The organism is Streptomyces sp. NPDC050856 (assembly GCF_040653855.1).
In the GTDB taxonomy this organism is placed as follows: Bacteria; Actinomycetota; Actinomycetes; order Streptomycetales; family Streptomycetaceae; genus Streptomyces.
Genome location: NZ_JBFAGV010000001.1, coordinates 135,305 through 155,573 on the forward strand (window position 1 = coordinate 135,305; position 20,269 = coordinate 155,573).

The 20,269-nt window shown below is 72.2% G+C and carries 17 protein-coding genes and 1 pseudogene; 11 read left to right on the forward strand and 7 right to left on the reverse strand.

Annotated features, from left to right (window positions below):
- Positions 1-14 precede the first annotated feature (14 nt).
- Together AB0H53_RS00635 and AB0H53_RS00640 are read right to left on the reverse strand one after the other, a co-directional pair.
- Complete coding sequence (locus AB0H53_RS00635; protein ID WP_362104942.1) at positions 15-407, reverse strand: DNA-binding protein; 393 nt, start codon at positions 405-407, stop codon at positions 15-17.
- Positions 407-658 carry a hypothetical protein gene (locus tag AB0H53_RS00640; protein WP_018845686.1) on the reverse strand — a complete coding sequence of 84 codons (252 nt, stop codon included), beginning with the start codon at positions 656-658 and terminating at the stop codon, positions 407-409. Before AB0H53_RS00640 ends, AB0H53_RS00635 begins: the two co-directional genes overlap by 1 nt.
- A 146-nt stretch (positions 659-804) precedes the next feature.
- Between AB0H53_RS00640 and AB0H53_RS00645 the strand changes: the two genes are divergently transcribed.
- Complete coding sequence (locus AB0H53_RS00645) at positions 805-2,985, forward strand: DEAD/DEAH box helicase (RefSeq protein WP_362104945.1); 2,181 nt, start codon at positions 805-807, stop codon at positions 2,983-2,985.
- A 263-nt stretch (positions 2,986-3,248) separates the two neighbouring features.
- On the opposite strand, the gene AB0H53_RS00650 is transcribed toward AB0H53_RS00645, so the two are convergent.
- The 4 genes from AB0H53_RS00650 to AB0H53_RS00665 form a co-directional block, all read right to left on the reverse strand.
- On the reverse strand, positions 3,249-3,830 hold the full coding sequence (locus tag AB0H53_RS00650; protein WP_362104948.1) for a Uma2 family endonuclease: 582 nt from the start codon (positions 3,828-3,830) through the stop codon (positions 3,249-3,251).
- An 84-nt stretch (positions 3,831-3,914) separates the two neighbouring features.
- Positions 3,915-5,999 carry an N-6 DNA methylase gene (locus tag AB0H53_RS00655; RefSeq protein ID WP_362104950.1) on the reverse strand — a complete coding sequence of 695 codons (2,085 nt, stop codon included), beginning with the start codon at positions 5,997-5,999 and terminating at the stop codon, positions 3,915-3,917.
- Positions 6,000-7,037: 1,038 nt separating this feature from the next.
- Positions 7,038-7,922, reverse strand: coding sequence for a PaaX family transcriptional regulator C-terminal domain-containing protein (locus tag AB0H53_RS00660; protein ID WP_362104953.1), 885 nt, complete (start codon positions 7,920-7,922; stop codon positions 7,038-7,040).
- The gene (locus AB0H53_RS00665) at positions 7,919-8,590 is read right to left on the reverse strand and encodes a GNAT family N-acetyltransferase (RefSeq protein ID WP_362104956.1); all 672 of its coding nucleotides are present in this window, start codon (positions 8,588-8,590) and stop codon (positions 7,919-7,921) included. Before AB0H53_RS00665 ends, AB0H53_RS00660 begins: the two co-directional genes overlap by 4 nt.
- Before the next feature lie 109 nt (positions 8,591-8,699).
- Between AB0H53_RS00665 and AB0H53_RS00670 the strand changes: the two genes are divergently transcribed.
- Positions 8,700-9,758, forward strand: coding sequence for an alpha/beta hydrolase (locus AB0H53_RS00670; protein ID WP_362104958.1), 1,059 nt, complete (start codon positions 8,700-8,702; stop codon positions 9,756-9,758).
- A gap of 137 nt (positions 9,759-9,895) precedes the next feature.
- Positions 9,896-10,378, forward strand: coding sequence for a cupin domain-containing protein (locus AB0H53_RS00675; protein ID WP_362104961.1), 483 nt, complete (start codon positions 9,896-9,898; stop codon positions 10,376-10,378).
- 178 nt (positions 10,379-10,556) lie between these two features.
- On the opposite strand, the pseudogene AB0H53_RS00680 reads toward AB0H53_RS00675, so the two are convergent.
- Positions 10,557-11,203 (reverse strand): annotated as a pseudogene (locus AB0H53_RS00680) (hypothetical protein).
- 193 nt (positions 11,204-11,396) lie between these two features.
- Between AB0H53_RS00680 and AB0H53_RS00685 the strand changes: the two are divergent.
- The 8 genes from AB0H53_RS00685 (at position 11,397) to AB0H53_RS00720 (ending at position 20,014) form a co-directional block, all read left to right on the forward strand.
- Positions 11,397-12,971, forward strand: a complete 1,575-nt coding sequence (locus AB0H53_RS00685; protein WP_362104964.1) for a S8 family peptidase — start codon at positions 11,397-11,399, stop codon at positions 12,969-12,971.
- Positions 12,972-13,176: 205 nt separating this feature from the next.
- A complete protein-coding gene (locus tag AB0H53_RS00690; RefSeq protein WP_362104967.1) occupies positions 13,177-13,746 on the forward strand; it encodes a DUF4190 domain-containing protein in 570 nt (189 codons plus the stop codon).
- 51 nt (positions 13,747-13,797) lie between these two features.
- On the forward strand, positions 13,798-14,331 hold the full coding sequence (locus AB0H53_RS00695) for a hypothetical protein (RefSeq protein WP_362104969.1): 534 nt from the start codon (positions 13,798-13,800) through the stop codon (positions 14,329-14,331).
- 333 nt (positions 14,332-14,664) lie between these two features.
- On the forward strand, positions 14,665-15,417 hold the full coding sequence (locus AB0H53_RS00700; protein ID WP_362104972.1) for a GntR family transcriptional regulator: 753 nt from the start codon (positions 14,665-14,667) through the stop codon (positions 15,415-15,417).
- 370 nt (positions 15,418-15,787) lie between these two features.
- The gene (locus AB0H53_RS00705; RefSeq protein ID WP_362104975.1) at positions 15,788-15,967 is read left to right on the forward strand and encodes an SPOR domain-containing protein; all 180 of its coding nucleotides are present in this window, start codon (positions 15,788-15,790) and stop codon (positions 15,965-15,967) included.
- Between the two features lie 53 nt (positions 15,968-16,020).
- The gene (locus AB0H53_RS00710) at positions 16,021-16,524 is read left to right on the forward strand and encodes a (deoxy)nucleoside triphosphate pyrophosphohydrolase (RefSeq protein WP_362104977.1); all 504 of its coding nucleotides are present in this window, start codon (positions 16,021-16,023) and stop codon (positions 16,522-16,524) included.
- A 345-nt stretch (positions 16,525-16,869) separates the two neighbouring features.
- Positions 16,870-17,298 carry an ATP-binding protein gene (locus AB0H53_RS00715; protein WP_362104980.1) on the forward strand — a complete coding sequence of 143 codons (429 nt, stop codon included), beginning with the start codon at positions 16,870-16,872 and terminating at the stop codon, positions 17,296-17,298.
- A 151-nt stretch (positions 17,299-17,449) separates the two neighbouring features.
- Complete coding sequence (locus AB0H53_RS00720; RefSeq protein WP_362104983.1) at positions 17,450-20,014, forward strand: SpoIIE family protein phosphatase; 2,565 nt, start codon at positions 17,450-17,452, stop codon at positions 20,012-20,014.
- Positions 20,015-20,269: the final 255 nt, after the last annotated feature.

Sequence of the window (20,269 nt, forward strand, 5' to 3'; positions counted from 1 at the left end):
CCCGCGATGCGGTCTCAGACCTTGACGACCTCCACGGAGGGGCCGCACAGGAGCGTCAGGTCATCGGGGTCGGAGGTGAGGACGGTGACCGGTTGGGGCGCATCGCGGGCGATGGCGGCGAGAGCGGCATCGATGGCGTACTTGTGGCCGTGAAGGTGATGGGTGCGAAGGAGGACTGCGGCCCGGTCGGTGATCTCCTTGGTGACGTCGTGGACGTCGACGCGGGAGAGGATCCACTTGATGCGGGCCGGGTGAATGCGCTCGTAGTCGGCCTCGAGCGTGGTCATGGCGCTGGTGGCGACTCGGACGCCCTCCTCCGCCGCCGCCTGGACCAGGGCCACCACGGTGCGGTCCTTGCGGTAGAGCTTCGAGAGTCCTTCGCTGTCGAGCAGGAGGGTGCCGGGCATCAGGCGGCGGCCCCTCCGGCCTGCCGGTGGTCGTGGCGCAGCAGCGCCCGGGCGGCCTCGACCTCCTCGCGGGTGAGGGCTTCGTTGTCGGTCTCGAAGTCGGCGACGATCTCCCGCAGCTTGTCCATGGCGACCCTCTGTTCGAGGGCCTCGGCGACGTAGGCGGAGAAACCGCCGGGCCCGACATGGGCGCGTACGGCCTCGGCGAGATCCTCGGGCAGGCTGATCGAATACTTCCTACTACCGCTCATGGTTCCGATCCTACCGGTGGTCGTAAGTCTGGGGGTGTGCATGACTGCCCCGAGGTTCGATCGATCGGCAGGGAGCTGCGAATGCCCGTCGAGACCCCGTGTGGGCGGTGGAAAGATGCGGGGAGGGTCGGAGAGGGGCGGGAAGCGTGGGGCGTGGCGAGCGGGACACAGTCGCAGGGGGAACGCGACTGTACGAGGCGGCGCAGGCAGTGGTCGGTGACCATGGAAGGGCAGTGGAGGCGGTACGGGCGGCACTGAAGCCGATCCATGATGCGGCGGTGAAGCGGGAGCTCGACGCCATACCCGTCACTCGGCTGCAGGACGTCACCGAAGGGCGGCTGCGGCTGGGGAGCGTCGAGAAGAGCGGACTGCGCACCGTGGGCAGTGTTCTCGAAGCGGGCCCCTACCGGCTGCGGCAGATTCCCGGTGTAGGGCAGCGCACCGTCGACCAGATGCTCGCCGCCGCCCGCCGGCTCTCCGAGGCCGTGCACGAGACCGTGGCCGTCCACATCGACGTGGACCGGCCGGAACCGCGCACCACCGCGCTCGTCGTGGCCCTGCACGTCCTGGTGGAGGCAGGCCCGGACGCCCGGCGTGCGGTCGACAAGGCCACCGTCCTGGCGGAACGGCTCGGTCCGCTGCTGGCCGACGCCAGGCCCGCCGCCGGAAGGGTCCGGATACTGCTGGCCGGCCGGGAGAAGAAGGCTCGCGCGTGGGCGGCGGTCGCCGAGACCCGGTCGCTGGTGGACGAGGCGGAGCAGGCCGGCCTGCCCGAGCTGCTCGCCCAGGCGTCGGTGGACCTGCTCCGGGGGCTCTCGTCCGACGTCGCGGCCTGGGTGGACTTCGAACTCCGCTCCGCCGAGTACTACAGCCTGCTCGCCGAGATCTCCGGGCGGCTGCCGGACGCGGCTGCCGCAGAGGGCTTTCTGCCGGACGAGATTGCGGAGCGGGTACGGACCCAGCACCTCGACGACACGCACCGGCGGGTCTCCTTGCGCGGTTACCAGTCGTTCGGCGCACGGTTCGCGCTTGCGCAGCGCAAGGTGGTACTCGGCGACGAGATGGGCCTCGGGAAGACCATCCAGGCGATCGCCGTCCTCGCCCACCTGGCTGCCGAGGGGCAGAGCCACTTCATGGTCGTCTGCCCGGCGAGCGTCCTCGTGAACTGGACTCGGGAGATCGAGGCCCGCAGCGCCCTGCGCGTCATGGTGCTCCACGGCCCCGACCGGCACGACGCGTTCGCCGACTGGAAGGGGCGGGGTGGGGTGGGGGTGACCACATTCGACGCACTGCGCGGATTTCCGGCGCCGGGCGGTGGGGAGGTCGGACTCCTCGTCGTTGACGAAGCGCACTCCGTGAAGAACCCGAAGACCAAGCGGTCTCAGTCGGTCGCCCTGTGGACGGAGCGCTGTGAGCGCAGCCTCTTCATGACCGGGACCCCGATGGAGAACCGGGTCGTGGAGTTCCGCAACCTGGTCCGGATGCTCGACGGCGACGTCGCGGACTCCCTCGGTGAACGGGACGCGCTGGCCGGATCGGTCGCCTTCCGCAAGGCTGTGGCCCCGGTCTACCTGCGGCGCAACCAGGAGGACGTGCTGACGGAACTCCCGAGCCTTCAGCAGACCGACGAGTGGGAGGAGCTGAGCGCTTCGGACGAGCAGGCATACCGCGAAGCCGTGCGCGCGGGCAACTTCATGGCCATGCGCAGGGCCGCGTACATGCGCCCCGAGAAGTCGGCCAAGCTGGACCGGCTCCGGGAGATCGTTCGGGAGGCCGGCGAGAACGGGCAGAAGACGGTGGTCTTCTCCAACTTCAAGGACGTCCTGGGCGTGGTGAAGGAGGCCCTCACGGCCGGAACCGCCAGGGCCACTCCGGTGTTCGGTCCGCTGACCGGCGGCGTCCCGGCCCAGCGTCGCCAGGAGATCGTCGACGACTTCGCCGGTGTCCAGGGCCCGGCGGTGCTCCTAGGGCAGATCCAGGCAGCGGGCGTCGGCCTCAACATGCAGGCCGCCTCCGTCGTCGTCATCTGCGAACCCCAGATCAAGCCGACCGTCGAACATCAGGCGGTGGCCCGGGCCCACCGTATGGGCCAGGTCAGGCCGGTTCGCGTGCACCGTCTCCTCGCCACCGGGGGCGTGGACGAACGCATGGTGAAGATGCTGGAAGCCAAGACGCGCCTGTTCGATGCCTACGCCCGCCGCAGCGTCGTGGCCGAAGCCACCCCGGACGCGGTCGACGTGTCGGACACCGAGCTGGCACGTCGGATCGTCGAGGAGGAACAGGCACGTCTGGGTATGACGGACGAGAGGCTCATGTCGGCCGAGTGAGGGTGTCCTCCGGTCCGCAGGCAGTCCGCAGGACACCCGTGAACGGCCGTCGGAAGCCAACGCATGCCAACCAGAAAACCCCAGGTCAGAGCCCTGGACGGGGCTCCGCCGCAGGTCAGGATCGGACCGCAGGCATTCCGCTTCAACGTGTAGTCATCTCGATACCGCTCGCGAGATCTTCGGTCACCATGCGGCTCAGGAGAGGCCGGGCTCCGGCGAGTCCGGCCTCTTCCACGTTCAGGTGCTGACCTGGTGCTGATTCTTCAGCCGCTCCGGGGAGGCGTGAGCTTGTCGAGATCGATACTGATCTCGAAGGGCACCGGGCGCTGGAGGGCGTCCCGGAAGATGCCGGCGGGCGCGTAGGCGCCCGTTGGTTCGTCGAGCTCGTACACATGGACGACGGGTGCGCCGTCCTCGTCCTCGATGCACCAGTAGTGCGGGATGCCGGCCTCCGCGTATTTGCGGAGCTTGACCGTGCGGTCGCGGTGGGCGGACTCGGGGGAGACGACTTCCACGACGAGGCTCACGTCATCGGGGGCGTACCAAGTGCGGTCGGGATCGTAGGGCAGGTCCGTCAGCAAGAGGTCCGGCTCGGGGCGGTTGCGGGCATCGAGGCGGATCGTCATCTCGCGCTCGACCTCGACGCCGGCCGGCGCCTGCGCCATGAGCGTGGTGGTCAGGGCAGTGACGAGGCGGCCGTGCCAGGACCGCTGGGGCGACATCATGAATACGAGGGCTCCGTCGATCAGCTCCGTGTGGCGCGGTGCCTCGGGGAGGTGATCCAGGTCCTCCGCGAACCAGCCTTCCGCGCGGGGCGGGCGCATCCAGTCGGGTAGTGCGGTCATGGCTTCACGGTAGCGGCTGCGGCGGCGGCGAGCCGGGTGCTCCTCCGGAGCCTCCGATCCACGCCTCGCCACGGCCGCGAGTGCCTATGGCGTGGGGACGATGCCTCCGTCCAGCGCGTCATGACGGATGCGTTGCGTCAGGGCGAGCTGTTCGCGCAGCAGGCGCTCGTGTTCGTCCAGCCGCTGCATCGTGTCGGCGATCGCCTGCTGGGTGGCGAGGCCGGGCAGTACCACGGGCAGCTCACGGAGCACGTCGAGGGAGATGGTCTTCATCTTCATGCTCCCCGTGGAGTGGGCCTCCAGCCACGTACGTGCCTCGGGACCCCGCAGGTACGCGGCGAAGTAGTCGGCGTCGAGCCCGACGGGGGGACGCAGCAGGAAGCACCCTGTGCCGCATACCCAGCCATTCTGTTCCTCACGGACGACGGCGGCTCGTCCCAGCTCTCCCCGGCGCGCCAGGACGACATCGCCGGGGCGGAGGTGGAAGCGCTCCAGCCCCATGGCCTGTCGCTCGCTGATGCACCGGATGCTCGCAGTGCTGAAGCCACTTCCGGTCAGGTCTTTGGGCATCACCACGGGGACGCCGCCGACGTCGACGTAGTCGTCGGCGCGGATCAGACTTCCCGACGGTCCCGCGATCAGCAGGCCCGGGGCGTCGAGCAGCCCTCCCGCGGTGCCCTCCACCAGGCGCCGGAGCGGCACACGCGGGGCTTCCGTCTCGCCGCGCGCCACCCGCTCGCTCCGATCGAAGCTCTTGCAGAGGCGGACCGTCGCGCCGACTGTCGATTCGGCGCGATCCACCAGCTCGTCGAGCAGGCGGCGTGTGTCCAGCGCTGCGGTTGGCTGCTCCCGGGCAGGCGCCACGTACAGCCGGGGGTCAAGGGGGCAGCCGTCGTTCTCCAGGATCTCGTCGTACGGGACCGAGCAGGAGAATCCGGGTTCGTCGGGGGTCGCGCGGGGAGACCGCAGCCAGGCGTGGAACCGGCCGCTGATGCGGTCCCTGTCCGCCGGGCCGAGTTCACACGCTCGGCGCGGAGCCTGCGTGCCGAGTTGGCTCGCGTCGATGAAGAGGACGGACTCGGTTTCACCGACGGGGGCGTGGCGGGATTTGTCACGGGCGAGCAGCCAGAGGTGCACAGGGACCGTCGTGTGGGAGAAGAGGCCGGCCGGTAGTGCGACAACGGCGAGAAGCGCGCCTGCGGCCAGTATCGCCTTGCGGATCTCCGCTGCGCGACCGCGTGCGGAGGCGGCGCCCGACGGCATGATCAGGGCCGCCTTCCCCTTCTCGCTGAGTCTGGTCCACGCGAGCTGGATCCAGGCGAAGTTCGCGTTCGACTCGGGGGGCGGACCGAAGGGCCAGTCGAGGTGTTCCAGGCCCTGGACGCGCTGGTTGAACGGTGGGTTGCACAGCACGAGTTCGGCCATGCCGTTGCCCGGACTCCGGAAGAGCGACCCGGGATCGGAGGCACGCACCAGGGGCCGTTCGATCCCGTGCAGGGCCAGGTTCATCATGGCCAGGTGGGGGTTGCGGTGATCCATGGCGTAACCCTCGAACGAGGCACCGCCAACGTGGCCCCGCTGTGCGATGTGCCGCGCGGCGGCGGCCAGGACCCCCCCGGTGCCGCACGCGGGGTCGAGTACACGATCGCCGGGCTGGGGGGACAGGGATTCCGCGAGCAGTCGCGTGAGTGTGCGCGGCGTGTGGTACTCGCCCGTCTGAGCGGTGCTCTCCGCGACGTACCGTTCCAGGAGCAGGTCGGCGACCTCTTCGAGTCCGGCCTCGGCGGCTGTGGGGGGCTGTTGGAGCGCGGCGAGGAAGGCCGCCACCCATGGCAGGTCCTCCGCCTCGCCCTTGCCGGCGAACACATTCTCCGGATTCCAGGGTGCGAGCACGGGAAAGCGGTCGTGCCTGGAGGCGAGGAAGAGCGCGTCATTCAGGTCCCTCAGCGGTGGATACCCGGTCTGTGCCTCCGCAACGGCCCTGGACCACCGTTTGACCAGTTCGTCACCCGGGTCGTTCGTGGAGTCGATGAACCTCGCGAGCAGCAGGACGGCGAGCATCGCGGTGAGGTCGCGGTCCGTGCTCCGGCCCCGCTGAAAGGGTGCATACGCCCGCCACAGTCGGTCGACGACCTCTGCGGCGGGGCCGTGCGCATCCGTGCTCTCCACTGGGAACTCCTCGCTCGGGTGTCTCACTTCGGCCGGCTGAACGTGTACGTGGCTGTCGGCACCAGCATGAGGTGGCTACGCGCAGTGCTGCTGCGCAGCCTGGCGTAGTCTGTTGCCGCGTGCATCCTCCGGCGTCCTCTACTGTCGGGGCGTCATAAACCTAGCAGCGCGCACGGGTTGAAGCGGGGCACTAACGGGGGCCGTCGCCGCACGAGTGACCAGTGCGCAGTCAGGCTGCGCGCCCTAGCTGTTGCGTTTTTGCTGCTGGAGCGGACCGGAGACGAGTCGCGGTGCGGGGGAGGTGGCCGCCCGGAAGCTCGAGGGAGTGACCCACGTCACCATCGCCTTGGCGTGCCGACCCTGTAGGGCGTGGCATCCGACGCCGGCGCCTTCGGGACGCGGCCGCCCGTCGCCCTCGCCGTGCGCCGGTGCCACGTGCTGCGGAGCGCCTCCGGCGGGGCCGGGAGAAGAGGGCCGGGGCGGGTGGCGCGTGGCGAGCGGGACACGGTCGCGAGGGGGGCGGCCGCACGAGGCCGGCTCGGTCAGTGCTCGGTGACCACGGCAGGGCGGTGCCCGGGAGTCCCCGGAGAGGCCGCAGGATGCTCGTACACACTCCTCGGAGGCCAACGCTGTAAAGCGGGAAAATTGCTGGTCACCGGCCCGAGAGGAGCTCCGCTGCAGGTCACGGCCATGTGGCAGGGATTCCGCTTCAGCGTCTGATCAGCTTCGGTGAGAGGCCGTCCGGCCCGCGATGGAGCGGGTTGGGCGGCCTTCGCGGTCCTGCGCGGGATTCACGGCGTGCTGGATGAGCCAGGCGCGGCGGGGGAGCGGCTGGGCCGGCTCGTGGACCTGGCGGGGCACCGGCGGACTGGTCCGCGTACGCCCTGCCGACCGCGGCCCGGGCGGCGCTCGGCGACCGTTCGCACGGACTCGCCGTGGTTGGCAGGCTGGCGCGGTGGCGCCGGAGGGCGTGGGACGGTGCCGGTGCCGGCCGGCCATGTGTGTCCGGGTGGGGCGGCTCGGCGGAGCGGGGGCGTTTCAGCGTCCGGCCCGGCGCGCCGCCTCGCGGGTGATGTCGGCGTACAGGCGGAAGAGGGTCGGCCGGGCCTCGCCGGGTTCCCGTTCGTGCAGGGCCGCCCAGCACCGGGCGACGAGCTCCCGGGCGTGGGTGCCGGGCCAGGGCTGGGGCAGGAGCTGCGGCGGCAGCAGCGGGTCGGGTTCCATGGCGCGGGTGAGTTCGGCGGCCAGCTCGACCGCGATGGTGAGGAGGGCGGCCCGGGACAGCCCGGCCGGGTCGGTGAGCCGGGCGAGACGGGGCCGGGCGATGCCGCTCAGGCGGTGGTAGCGCTCCGCGATCTCCTGGAGCGGCCACAGGAGGCGGGCGAGCTCGGCGGCCTCCCGGGCGTCGCCCTGGCGCAGGTCCGTCGTGGTGAGGAGGGTCAGCGACCCATGGGCGCCGAGGCGGTGGGCCGCTTCCTCGACGTACGGTTCCCAGGCGTTGGCGCAGACGTACAGTCCGCCCTGGAGCTGGGCGCCGCCGAGGTGGACGAGCGTCTCGCGCAGGGCGTCCCGGGCCGTGCGCGCCGATTCGGGCAACGCGAAGGCGGCCAGGTGCCAGACGCCGTCCCAGGGCGCGAGCCCGCCGTCCTGCTGGAACGCGTACCGGAGGAAGTCCGCGTTGGGGGCCAGGGCGAGCGTGGTGTCCTCGGTCGCGTGCAGCTCCGCCTTGCGGCCACGACCCCGGTGGATGAACCGGCCCTCGGCCACCAGGCGTTTGACGCACAGCCGTACCTGCTGGTCGCTCATCCCCAGGGTGTTGGCCACGGTGTACAGCTCGTCCGCGCGGACGGTGCCGTCCTCGCGGATCAGCGCGTGCACGAGCACGCGGGTGGGGACCTCGACGTGGTCCGTCTCGCCGCTCATCGTTCGCTCGTCCCTCTCGTCCCTCTCAGCTTTCCCGTCCCGCTCGTCCTTCCCGTTCCGACCGCGCGACGCATGGTGGTCACCGCGCCGAAGCCCAGCAGCCCGCGCAGGAAGGGCGTGCGCTCGGTCCGCCCGGCCGTGAAGCCGCGCCGCTCGTACAGTGCCCTGGCGCGAGGGTTGGTGTCGACCACGTCCAGTCTGATCTCCCGGCAGCCCTGCTCCGCCGCGACGACGGCCACTTCCTCGATGAGCAGACTCCCGATGCCACGGCCGCGCACGTCCGGGTCCACGGCGATGCCGTCCATGGCGAGTTGGCCGGGGGCGGGGTGGCGTTCGAACAGGGCGAGGAGCAGGAGCCGGTGCAGTCCTCGCAGGTGCCCGTACGCGCGCAGCACGCTGGAAGCCGAGCCTCCGGTGAGCGCCCGGCCGCCGAGCTGGTAGCCGGCGAGGCCGACGAGCTGCCCGTCGAGGAGCGCGTACACCGCGCGATCGGCGTTCAGGTGCGCGGCGATGAAGGGCACCGCTTTGTCCGGCGGGTTCAGCGCGGGGCCGAGTTTGCGGCCGAAGGCCTCCCAGTACAGCTCGGCCACCCGCCGCTCGGCTCCGGTCGGAACCCCCCGCCGGACGCTCACCTGTCCCGCGCCGGCCTCCGTCGCGTCCACCGCCATGCCGTCCACCCCTCCTCGTCGGAACCTCCCCCAAAACTATCATCCTGGCCACGGTCGTTTGGTGAATGATAGTTTTCGGAGCCCGTTCGAGCAGAGGCGGTTCCGATCCATGTGCCCGAAGGTCCAGTCCCGCCGGCGCGGGCTCCGCGTGACCGTGTGGTCCCTCGTCGCCGTCCTGACCGTGGCCGTCGGTGCCACGGGTGTGGTGCTGGGCCAGAACTCCTACGACATGGACGAGCAACGGGTGTCGATCCGCCACGGCGGCCACACCCTCAACGGCGTCCTGACCACTCCCGAGACCGGGCGCAAGCATCATGGCGTGGTCGTGTACGTCCACGGCGACGGCCCGGTCGACGCCACGCACGACGGCGGTTACCGGCCCATCTGGGAAGCGAACGCCAAGGCCGGCTACGCCTCCCTGTCCTGGGACAAACCCGGCGTCGCGGGCGCGCCCGGCGACTGGCTCGGCCAGTCCATGGACGACCGGGCCGACGAGGCGGTCGCCGCCATCGCCTGGGCGCGCGCCCGGCCGGACGTCGACGCCGACCAAATCGGGCTCTGGGGCGCCAGCCAGGCGGGCTGGGTCCTGCCCAAGGTCGCCGCCAGGACGCCCGTGAGTTTCGTCATCGCCGTCTCACCGGCGATCAACTGGCTCCGGCAGGGCCGCTTCAACCTCCTGGCCGAGCTGCGCGCCGAGGGCGCGTCGGCGGCCCGCACCAGGGCGGAGATCGCCAGGAGCGACGCCGTCCGCCGGCTGCTGGCCCGCCGCGCGACCTACGACGAGTACGTCGAGGCCATGGGCGGCGAGGACGGCATGACCGCCGGCCGCTGGCGCTTCATCTCCCGGAACCACACCGCGGACGCCACCCGGGACCTCCGCGCCCTGCGCGGCGTACCGGTGCTGCTGTCCCTCGCGGGCCACGACATCAACGTGGACACCGCCGACACGGAGCGGGTCTACCGCGAGGTGCTGGGCGCGGGGGTTTCGTTGACGGTCGAGCGCTACCCGGACGCGAGCCACGCGATGGTCAAGTGGTCCATCGAGCAGTCGGACCTCAGGACCGCGCTCACCGCGCTCTTCTCCCCCCGCTCGCTCTTCGCGGCCGGATTCCTGGACGACCAGCGGCGGTTCCTCGCGGCCCTCGGCCGTGGCGGCCGGGCAGGATGACCGGCCGGCCGGACGGCCCGTGGCACGACTCGGGGCACGACCCATGACAGGCTCGCGCGTGACCGACGACGAGCCGGCGAGCGGGACGGCCGACGGATCGCCCGCCCGGTCCGTCCCCCGACCGTGAGGAGCTGTACATGTCGTATCCGGAGCCGCGCCACCACGGTGAGCGGGGCGAGATCAGCGCGGCGTTCCGGCCCGCCGGCACCCCGCCCGACTTCGTCTCGCCCGGTGGGACCCGTACGCACTACCTGGCCACCACCGCCTCCACCGGCGGCGAGTTCGGCCTCTACCGGGTCGACATGCCACCCGGCGCCGGCGGCCCGCGCACCCACTTCCACCGGACGATCTCGGAGAGCTTCTTCATTCTGGACGGGACGGTCCGGCTGTACGACGGTGCCCAGTGGACCGACGCGCGGAAGGGCGACTTCCTGCACGTACCGCCCGGGGGCCTGCACGCGTTCGGCAACGAGTCGGACGAACCCGCCTCCATGCTGCTGCTGTTCGCCCCGGGGGCGCCCCGGGAGGAGTACTTCGAGAAGGTCTCGACCGTGGCCGGGATGACGGACGAGGAACGCGCGGAGTTCTTCCTGCGGCACGACACCTTCTGGACGGACTGAGCCTCCGGGACGGACCGAGCCCCGCGGACGGATTGAGCCTCCGGGACGGACTGACCCCTGCGGCCGGACGGGTCCTCGGGGGCGGACTGACCCCTGCGGCCGGACTGAGCGGTGCGGCTCGCGGGGGCCGGCCCCCGTCCGCGAGCCGGCCGGCCCGCCGTTCAGCCCGGACCCGCCCTCACCCGGCCCCCGTCTTCAGGCCGGTGCCGCACAGCGGTACCACGGCGGTGCCCTCCTGGGGGCGGTGCCGACCGCCGCCCAGCAGGCCGCGCCCGTGGCCTCGACGCACAGGCCGCGAGCCGCCAGGTCGCGCCGCTGGGCGGTGCGAATCTGGTCCTCCGTCACGGTCAAGAACGTGCCGCCCGTCTCGCGCACGGCGGCCAGGACCTGGCGGGCACGTGGCGGGTTCGGGACGGCGATGCCCTCGGCGAGCGTGGGCACGGCGGGAGCCGGCGAGAGCAGGTCGGCTGTCGGCGATCACCCGGCGCGGCGCCAGCCGGCGGGCGAGCTCGGCGAGCAGCACGGCGCCGCGGTCCTTGAACGACAGGGTCGGCATCAGGAAGTCGAGTTCGGCCGGAACCGTGCCGTGAGCGCCACCAGTGGCGTGCGGCCCTCTCCGAGGGAGACGGGCGGGCCGGTCAGCGGCAGCGCCTCGGCGCACCGCCACAGGGAGCCGACCCGGCCCGCGAGCGAGGCGAGCGGTACCGGGGCCGGCGCGAAATCCAGGTCCCAGGGACCGCGGCACGTGGGACAGCACCAGGTCAGTCCGGAAACGGAGGAGCGCACGCCGCATTGCGGACACACATGGGCGGGCCCGTTCGTCATGAACGCCAGCATGGCAGTTGTGCGACCCACGCGTTACGGCAGTGTCGGGACCCTTGTGGGATTCCTATGGATCGGTCAACCTTTCGACGGCAGTCAGGTACGGGCGACACCGCGTACCCAGCGGTGTGGTTTGTCATGCACCTGACGCCAATCCCCCACAGCAACGCACCACCCGATGAGGAGGATCCCTCACATGTCAGTGATGCGTACCTCGCGGCGAAGACTGGCCATCGCCAGCGCCACCGCCGTCGCCGCCCTCGCTCTCGGCGCCACCTCCGCACTGCCCGCCTCCGCCACCGAGGCCGCCCCGGAGGGCGTCATCCAGAACGCCGGAGCCCCCGGAGCCGTCCCCGGCAGCTACATCGTCACCCTGGACGAGTCGGCCGCCGACGCGGGGACCAAGCAGGGCAAGGCGGTCGCGGCCCGGTATGGCGCCAAGATCGAGAGGACCTACACCTCGGCGCTCAACGGTTACGCCGTCGCCCTGTCCGAGGCCCAGGCGAAGAAGCTGGCCGCCGACCCGGCCGTCGACTCCGTCGTCCAGAACCGCGTCTTCACGGTCAACGGCACCCAGCCCTCCCCGCCCTCCTGGGGCCTGGACCGCCTCGACCAGCGCGCCCTGCCGCTCAACCAGAGCTACACCTACCCCGACAAGGCGGGGGAGGGTGTCACCGCCTACGTCATCGACACCGGCGTACGCATCACGCACAGCGACTTCGGCGGCCGGGCCTCCTACGGCTACGACGCCATCGACAACGACAACACCGCGCAGGACGGCCACGGCCACGGCACCCATGTGGCCGGCACCGTCGGCGGCAACGCCTACGGCGTGGCCAAGAAAGCCAAGATCGTCGGCGTCCGGGTGCTCAACAACTCCGGCTCCGGCACCACCGCGCAGGTCGTCGCCGGCATCGACTGGGTGACGCGCAACGCGGTCAAGCCGGCCGTGGCCAACATGAGCCTGGGCGGCGGCGTCGACTCCGCGCTCGACACCGCCGTACGCAACTCCATAGCGTCCGGCATCACCTACGCCATCGCCGCGGGCAACGACGGACGCGACGCCTCCAACTCCTCGCCGGCCCGGGTCGCCGAGGCCATCACGGTCGGCTCGACCACCAGCACCGACGCCCGCTCCAGCTTCTCCAACTACGGCAGCCTGGTGGACATCTTCGCGCCCGGGTCCTCCATCACCTCGGCGTGGAACAGCGGTGACAGCGCGACGAACACCATCTCCGGCACGTCGATGGCGACCCCGCACGTCGCGGGCGCCGTCGCGCTCCACCTGGCGGACAACCCGACGGCCACCCCCGCGCAGGTGGCGTCCGCGCTGTCCGCGGCCGCGACCCCGGGCGTGGTCACCAACCCCGGCACCGGATCCCCCAACCGCCTGCTGTACGTGGGCGGGGGCTCCACCCAGCCGCCCGGCAAGCGCTTCGAGAACACCACCGACTACGCGATCGCCGACAACGCCACCGTCGAGTCGCCGGTCAGCGTCACCGGTGTCACGGGTAACGCCCCCTCAGCACTCCAGGTGCCTGTGAACATCGTTCACACCTACATCGGTGACCTGCAAGTGCAGTTGATCGCGCCGGACGGCACCGCGTACACGCTGAAGGCGTACGGCACGGGCGGCAGCGCGGACAACATCAACACCACGTACACCGTCAACGCCTCCTCCGAGGTGGCGAACGGCACGTGGAAGCTGCGGGTCAGCGACAACGCCAACGCCGACACGGGCCGGATCGACTCCTGGGCCCTGCAGTTCTGAGCACCTGAGGCCGGCCCGAGAGGGAAGGGCGCCCGCCGTACGACGGCGGGCGCCCTGTCACGTCTGCGGGCCCCTGTCACATCGGCGGGTGCGTCCTTCGGCCACTGCTCCCCGTCCCGCGTACCGGTCCCTCCCGCCCACCGCGTACGATGCGCGCGCCATTCGTACCTGCGTTCAATTCGCCACGACAGGAGCGCCGTCCACCGTGGAACCGTACCCCCAGGGGCCCCCGCCGGCCTATGGCCCGCCCCTGCCGCCGCAGGCACCCCCGGCCGTCAACGGGCCGGCCATCGCCTCGCTCGTCACCGGTGTCGTGTGCTGCCTGCCGCCGCTCGGCCTCGTCCTGGGCGCGGTCGCGCTGGCCGGGATCAGGAAGAGGGGGGAACGGGGCAGGGGCCTGGCCCTCGCTGGCATGGCCCTCTCGGTGGTCAGCACCCTGCTGGTGGCGGCAGGCTTCGCCACCGGCCTGTTCCACGACGCCTACGACGGCTTCCGGGACGCCGCCGACAGGGCGTCCCACTCCCGCTCCACCCTGGACCTGCGCAAGGGGCAGTGCTTCAACGTGCCGGGCGGCGCCGTGATGACGGAGACGGCCGACGTCGCGATCGTGAAGTGCTCCGCGCCGCACGACGCCGAGGTCACCGGCGGCTTCAAGCTCACCGGGTTCGGCAAGTGGCCCGGCGACAAGCCGATCGAGCCGATCGCGAATGACCGCTGCGACGCGATCAACTCCGCGTACGCGCTGGACACCTGGGCCGTGCCGGACAGCGCGTAGACGTACTACTACCAGCCGAGCGAGCAGAGTTGGCGGCTCGGTGACCGCACGGTGACCTGCGCGTTCGCCGCCCAGAACGGCAAGCTCACCGGATCGCTGCGCAACGACGCCCTGACCCTCGACGAGCACCAAGTGGCGTTCCTGAAGCCGGTCAACACGATCGAGACCGTCCTGGCGGAGCAGCCGGACGAGGACGCCGACGAGGACCTGGAGGCCAACCGGAAGTGGGCCGCGCGTCTCTCCGTGACGCTCAGGGCGGCGGTGGCCCGGCTGCGGGCGCACCAGTGGCCCGCCGCCACCGGCGAGTCCGTCGACGGCCTCGTGGCGGAGCTGGAGGCGGCGCGCGAGCACTGGGCGCGAGCGGCGGTCGCCGGGGACGCCGACGCGTTCTGGGAGCACTACGACCCCGGGTTCGACGCTCTGACGCCGGACCTGGGTGCGAAGGCGCGCGGCGCGCTCGGCCTGCGGGACGCCCGGCCGGGGAAACAGGGAGGCCCGTCGGTCGGTGGCGCGACGCCGACCGCGACCGCGACCGCGACATCGACCGCGGTGGTGCCGTCGACGGGGAGCGGGACGGCGGCCTGACCGCGGGCGCCCGTCGGGCGGGTGCGGGTCGGCGCGGTCGTTCACGTCCGGCGGCCGGCACCGGTTGACGCCCGTCCCGCGCACGGCCGGGGGGGCAGCTGTCCGGGGACGGGGGAGTGCCGGAGGGCGACGGCCGGAGTGCGGGCCCTGTCCGGCGCCCCCGGCCGGGGGCGCCGGACAGGGCGCCGGGCGGCGGCGAACCGCACCCCGTACCCCTGGTGAGCGGTCGCACAAACTGCTGTCATCACTTCGGGTGAAACGTTGGCCCATGCTTGCGACGCAGCACCGACAGTTGCCAGTCTGTAGCTGTCTGTCAAGCTGAGGGAGTGACCCGTGACATTCGGTGAGCAGCCCGCCTATCTGCGCGTCGCGAGCGATCTCCGGCAGAAGATCGTCAACGGTTCGCTGCCGCCGCACACCCGGCTCCCCTCCCAGGCCCGCATCCGCGAGGAGTACGGGGTCTCCGACACCGTCGCCCTGGAGGCCCGCAAGGTGCTGATGGCCGAGGGGCTGGTCGAGGGGCGTTCGGGTTCGGGCACGTATGTGAGGGAGCGGCCGGTGCCGCGCCGGATCGCCCGCTCCGGGTACCGGGTGCCGGCCGGCGCGAACCCCTTCCGCCAGGAGCAGGCGGCCGACAGCGCGCGCGGTACCTGGGAGTCCAGCAGCGAGCAGGAACGGGCAGGCGAGGACGTCGCCGGGCGGCTGGGCATCGAGCCGGGGGAGCCGGTGATGCGTACGCGCTACCTCTTCCGTGACGCGGGTGAGCCGATGATGCTCTCCACGTCCTGGGAGCCGCTCACCGTCACCGGGCGCACGCCGGTCATGCTGCCCGAGGAGGGGCCGTTGGGCGGCTGCGGGGTCGTCGAGCGGATGGCGGCGATCGAGGTCGTCGTGGACAACGTGGTGGAGGAGGTCGGCGCGCGGCCGGGGCTGGCGGAGGAGCTCCTGGCGCTCGGCGGCGTGCCGGGTCATGTGGTGATGGTGGTGGAGCGTACGTACTTCGCGTCCGGACGGGCGGTGGAGACGGCCGACGTGGTGGTGCCGGCCGACCGCTACCGGCTCGCCTACCACCTGCCCGTGCGCTGAGGCGGAAGCCGGGCGGGCCGGCGCGCGTCGTCAGCCGGCGCGCCGCACAAGAGGAGCAGGCCCCCGTTCGCCGACCCCGGGGCACCCGCCGGCCGACCGCAGCCGCGGCTCCCCGGGCACCCCACGGGGGCGCCGCGATGGGCCGGTGGCCGGTGGGGCAGTCGGCGGCGGAGGTGGCCGCCGGGAACCGGTCAAGGGGGCGCACTCGTCGAGTGCGCCCCCTTGGCGCACCGGGTTCCTGGCCGGATGTGTACCTCGTTGTGAAAACTCGTATTCGCAGCGTAAAGGTCAGGCGTAGGCTCAGGCATATGCGGAGAGCGGTTTCCCGATATTCCTCAGCGATGTACGGGTCGATGGAGGGTGAGGCGGAATGAGCGACAGTGGCGCGGCCCTCCCCTGGCTGGTGATCCGCCAGGACGACAACGGCAACCAGTACCGGGTCGGCAGGTACGCCACCAGGGACGAGGCGCAGAAGATCGCCGACAGCCTCGATCTCCATGGACACAACCAGCTCTACTGGGTGGAGCGCGTCGGTCAGCCCGCGAGCTGACCGGGGGGCCCCGCGGCGCCGAGGACCGGCCCGCGCGGGTTACGCTCCGGCGCATGACGGATCGTGTGGTGGTGGCCGGAGCCCTGTTCGACCGGGGGCGGTTGCTCGCCGCGCGCCGCAGTGCCCCGCCCGAGCTCGCCGGCCGCTGGGAGCTGCCCGGCGGCAAGCTGGAACCGGGTGAGAGCGCGCCGGGGGCGCTGGTACGCGAACTGCGCGAAGAGCTGGGCATCGAGACGGAGCCGGGCGAGCGGGTCCCCGGTGAGTGGCCGCTCGCGCCCGGATACGTACTCCAGGTGTGGACGGCGCGGCTGGTGTCGGGCGAACCGCGACCTCTGCAGGACCACGACGAACTGCGCTGGCTTCACCGCCATGAACTGGACACGGTGGATTGGCTGGATCAGGACCGTCCAGCCGTCGCCGAAGTGGCGCACCGCCTGCCGTCGGCCGGCTCGCGCGGCGCCGGCGCCACCGACACATCCGCCGGCCCCGCCGGCTCCGCTTCCCCGCCCGGCGCCCCCGTCGCGCCGGCCGACGGACGGCCGGGCCACCCTGGTTGACCGGCCCGGCGGAGCCTCGGCGCGGCGCGGCGGTCCGGGTGGACCGAACGGCTGCAGGGCGCCGGGCTCACGAGCGGTGGCGCGCGGCGGGGTGGCGGGCGCGCGGAACGGCCGGGGCAGGGAACGGCCGGGCCGAGGAGCGGCCGGGCCACCCGGCCGGGCGGCGGCCCGATGCCCGACCGCCGCGTGGGCGGCGTGCCGCCGACGGCGGCCGGAGCGTGCGTTCCGATTCGTACGCCGTTCGTGCCACGATGCGCCCGCCTCCGGGATAGCCGCCCCCAGATACCGGGTATGTCCTGATTAACCCACCAAAAATGGACGCGGTTCAGTCGCTGGTCTGGGGAAGTGGTCGGCGTGATCGACACCGAAGGCGAGTGCGCCGAGTGGACCTTCCCGGGCGAGCTCAACACCGTCCGCACCGCCCGTCACGCCGTCCGCGACACCCTGCGCTCCTGGCGCCTGGAGAGCGCGGTCTGCGATCTCGCCGTGCTCCTGGTGAGCGAGCTGGTGACCAATTCCTTGCGGTACGCCCCCGGGCCCGTCGGGGTCCGGCTCGTCCGTCTCCAGCCCGGCGACGACCCCTTCGCCCCCTACGCCGCGCTCCTCGTGGAGGTCTCCGATCCGCTTCCGGATCCGCCCAGGGAGCGGGTCGCCGGGCCCGACGACGAGGGTGGCCGGGGGCTGCAGCTCGTCGCCTGCTCCGCCCGCCGCTGGGGGACTCGAAAGGGCAGGTCGGGCAAGACCGTGTGGTTCGAGCTGCCCCTGCCTGGTTAGAAGAGTGAAGGGACAGCGATCACTTCTTCCGGGCCCGGCTCAAAACGAACGAGACCACCCTGTGATCGTGAACGGCGTACCGCCGGGGGCCGTAGTGCTGAATACTGCGGGGATGGCCGGTCCGGTGCGGTGAGCTGGAGGGGACGGTCGCGTGAGCGAGATACCTGAGACGGCGAGCGGCGTCATGTGGCAGAGCAGCCCACCTGGCTCGATCTATGACTACATCAGAGTCGCCTCCTTCTCGATAGGCCCCGACGGGCTGGTCGATCAGTGGAGTCTGCGTGCCGCGGACCTGTTCGGCATCGCCGCCGAGGAGGTCAGGGGCCAGGACCCGGTCGAGGTGTTCATGCCGCCCGAGCTGCGCCCCGGCGGCCACCGCAAGGTCGCCGATATCCTCGACGGCAAGGAGTGGACGGGGCTCGTCCCCTTCCGCGTCCCGGGGGAACGGCGGGTGCGCGGGATCGCCGAGGTCTACGTCATGCCGAGCGAGACCCGGGACGGTGAGCGTGCCGCGCTCTGCATCGTCGTCGACGTCCGCGCGCTCCGGCGGATAGAGACCGACCTTGCCGCTTCGGAGGCGATTTTCGGTCAATCTCCTTTTGGGTTTCTCCTGTTCGGTACCGATCTCACCGTGCAGCGCACCAACCAGCGCTTCGCCACGGTCTTCGGCGGCTCCGCCGAGGACCACCGGGGCCGTACGGTCCACGACTACCTCCCCCGGTCCGAGTCGGACCGGATGACCGCCGCGCTCCGCCGGGTGCTGGAGACCGGCGAGTCCGTCACCGACCTCCAGATCATCGGCGCCGTACCCGGCGGCAGCGAGCGGCGGCACTGGTCCGTCAACCTGTACCGGGTACACAACGGTTCCGGCAGGCCGGTCGGTGTGGCCGGCCTCGGCACCGATGTCACCCGCCGCCAGATCGCCGCCCGTGAGGCCGCCAGCGCCCGCCGCAACCTGGCGCTCCTCAATGAGGCGAGCGCCCGCATCGGCAACTCCCTCGACCTGGAGACCACCGCCCGCGAGCTCCTCGACGTCGCCGTGCCCGGCTTCTGCGACCTCGCCTCCGTCGACCTCTACCAGGGGCTGCTGACCGGCGACGAGGCACCGCCCGGGCGGTGGGGTTCCTCCCGCGCCGCCGACTACGGCGGCGGCAGCGCCGAGCTGCGCCGCGTCGCCTTCGCCAGCGCGGTCTCCGACACCCCGCTGCTGAACCCGCCCTCCGCCCCGGCCTGTTGCGAGGCGGGACCGGTCGACGTCGGCGCCGTGCACCGCTATCCGTTCCACTCGCAGTGCGCCAGGGCGCTGCGCACCGGCAGGCCGCAGACGCTGCCGGGCGCCGACGGCGACCTGGTGCAGTCCACGCTCGCGGTGCCGATGGTGGCCCATGACACCGTCGTCGGCCTGGTCCAGTTCTCCCGTACGAAGGGCAGCGAGCCCTTCGGCGAACGGGACCGGGCCCTCGCCGTGGAGCTGGCCGCCCGCGCCGCCGTGTGCATCGACAACGCCCGCCTCTACCGACGTGAGCACGAACGGGCCCTGATCCTCCAGCGCAGCCTGCTGCCGCCCGGCGACCCGGAGGCGGCCGGACTGGACATCGCCTGCCGCTATCTGCCCGGCAACACCGCGACCGAGGTGGGCGGCGACTGGTTCGACGTCATCCAGCTCCCCGGCCACCGCACCGCCCTGATCGTGGGCGACGTCATGGGGCGCGGCCTGCGGGCCGCCGTGGCCATGGGCGAACTGCGGACCGCCGTCCGCACCCTGGCGCAGCTCGACCTCGAACCCGCCGAGGTGCTCTCCCACCTCGACGAGATCGCCCGCGGCCTGGGCACCACCGGCGGCGCCCAGCAGGCCTCGCGCGCCGCCCACAAGCCCCGCGGCCCCGAACTGTCCGAGGTCTACCTCGCGACCTGCGTCTACGCGGTGTACGACTCCGTCACCCGCCGCTGTACGTTCGCCAACGCCGGGCACCTGCCGCCGGTGCTGGTGGCACCGGGCGAGGAGGCACTCCTGCTGGAGGTGCCGCCCGGAATGCCGCTCGGTGTCGGCGGCGAGCCGTTCGAGGAGGTGGAGGTCGAACTGCCCGAGGGCGCGCTGCTCGCCCTCTACACCGACGGCCTGGTGGAATCCCGCGACCACCCGCTGGACGAGGGGCTGCAGGCGTTCCGCAGCGTGCTGACCGACCCCGGGCGGCCACTGGAGGACGTCTGCGACCACATCCTCAACACCCTCGACACCCGGCACGGCGAGGACGACATCGCGCTGCTGATGGCCCGTATCCAGGGGCTGCCGGCGGAGGCGGTCGGCGACTGGCGGCTGCCGCGCGAGCCCCGTTCGGTGGGCCGGGCCCGCGAGCTCGCCCGCGCCCAGCTGACCGCCTGGGACCTCGAACCGCTGGTCGACACGGTCGAGCTGCTGGTCAGCGAGCTCGTCACCAACGCCCTGCGCTACGGGGAGGGTGAGATCCGTCTGCGGTTGCTGCGCGACCGCACCCTGGTGTGCGAGGTCTGGGACGCCGGGCTCGTCCAGCCGAGGCGGCGCCGGGCCCGGGACACCGACGAGGGCGGCCGGGGCCTCCAGCTCGTCGGCCTGCTCAGCGCCGGCTGGGGTTCGCGCCGCACACCGCGCGGCAAGACGGTCTGGTTCGAACTCGCCCTCCCCGGCGGCGAGGCGGCGGCGGAGCCGACCGTGGACCAGCTCCTGAGCATGTTCTGACCCCCGGCCCGCCGGTGCCGCCGGGCGCGCTCGTCCCCTCCGGCGGCCGGGCCGCGCGGTGGCTCCTGCTCACGGTCAGTGGTCGCCGCCGGTGTGGGACCCGTCCGGTACTGCTGACGGGGGGAGCGTACGCGGACGTCCGAGCGCGTCCGGCGCGCCCGCGGACGGGCGGGCGGTGGTCACGAGCCCAGCGGGAGCACCGGTACGGCGGCGCGGACCGCGCCACCCGCCGCTTTCCCGGGCCGGACGCGCCAC

Coding starts and splice junctions, on each gene's coding strand:
- AB0H53_RS00670 (WP_362104958.1), top strand. CDS start 8,700: ATGTGCCCGAAGGTCCAGTCCCGCCGGCGCGGGCTCCGCGTGACCGTG.
- AB0H53_RS00650 (WP_362104948.1), bottom strand. CDS start 3,830: ATGACCGCACTACCCGACTGGATGCGCCCGCCCCGCGCGGAAGGCTGG.
- AB0H53_RS00665 (WP_362104956.1), bottom strand. CDS start 8,590: ATGGCGGTGGACGCGACGGAGGCCGGCGCGGGACAGGTGAGCGTCCGG.
- AB0H53_RS00640 (WP_018845686.1), bottom strand. CDS start 658: ATGAGCGGTAGTAGGAAGTATTCGATCAGCCTGCCCGAGGATCTCGCC.
- AB0H53_RS00705 (WP_362104975.1), top strand. CDS start 15,788: ATGAGCGACAGTGGCGCGGCCCTCCCCTGGCTGGTGATCCGCCAGGAC.
- AB0H53_RS00660 (WP_362104953.1), bottom strand. CDS start 7,922: ATGAGCGGCGAGACGGACCACGTCGAGGTCCCCACCCGCGTGCTCGTG.
- AB0H53_RS00685 (WP_362104964.1), top strand. CDS start 11,397: ATGTCAGTGATGCGTACCTCGCGGCGAAGACTGGCCATCGCCAGCGCC.
- AB0H53_RS00675 (WP_362104961.1), top strand. CDS start 9,896: ATGTCGTATCCGGAGCCGCGCCACCACGGTGAGCGGGGCGAGATCAGC.
- AB0H53_RS00710 (WP_362104977.1), top strand. CDS start 16,021: ATGACGGATCGTGTGGTGGTGGCCGGAGCCCTGTTCGACCGGGGGCGG.
- AB0H53_RS00635 (WP_362104942.1), bottom strand. CDS start 407: ATGCCCGGCACCCTCCTGCTCGACAGCGAAGGACTCTCGAAGCTCTAC.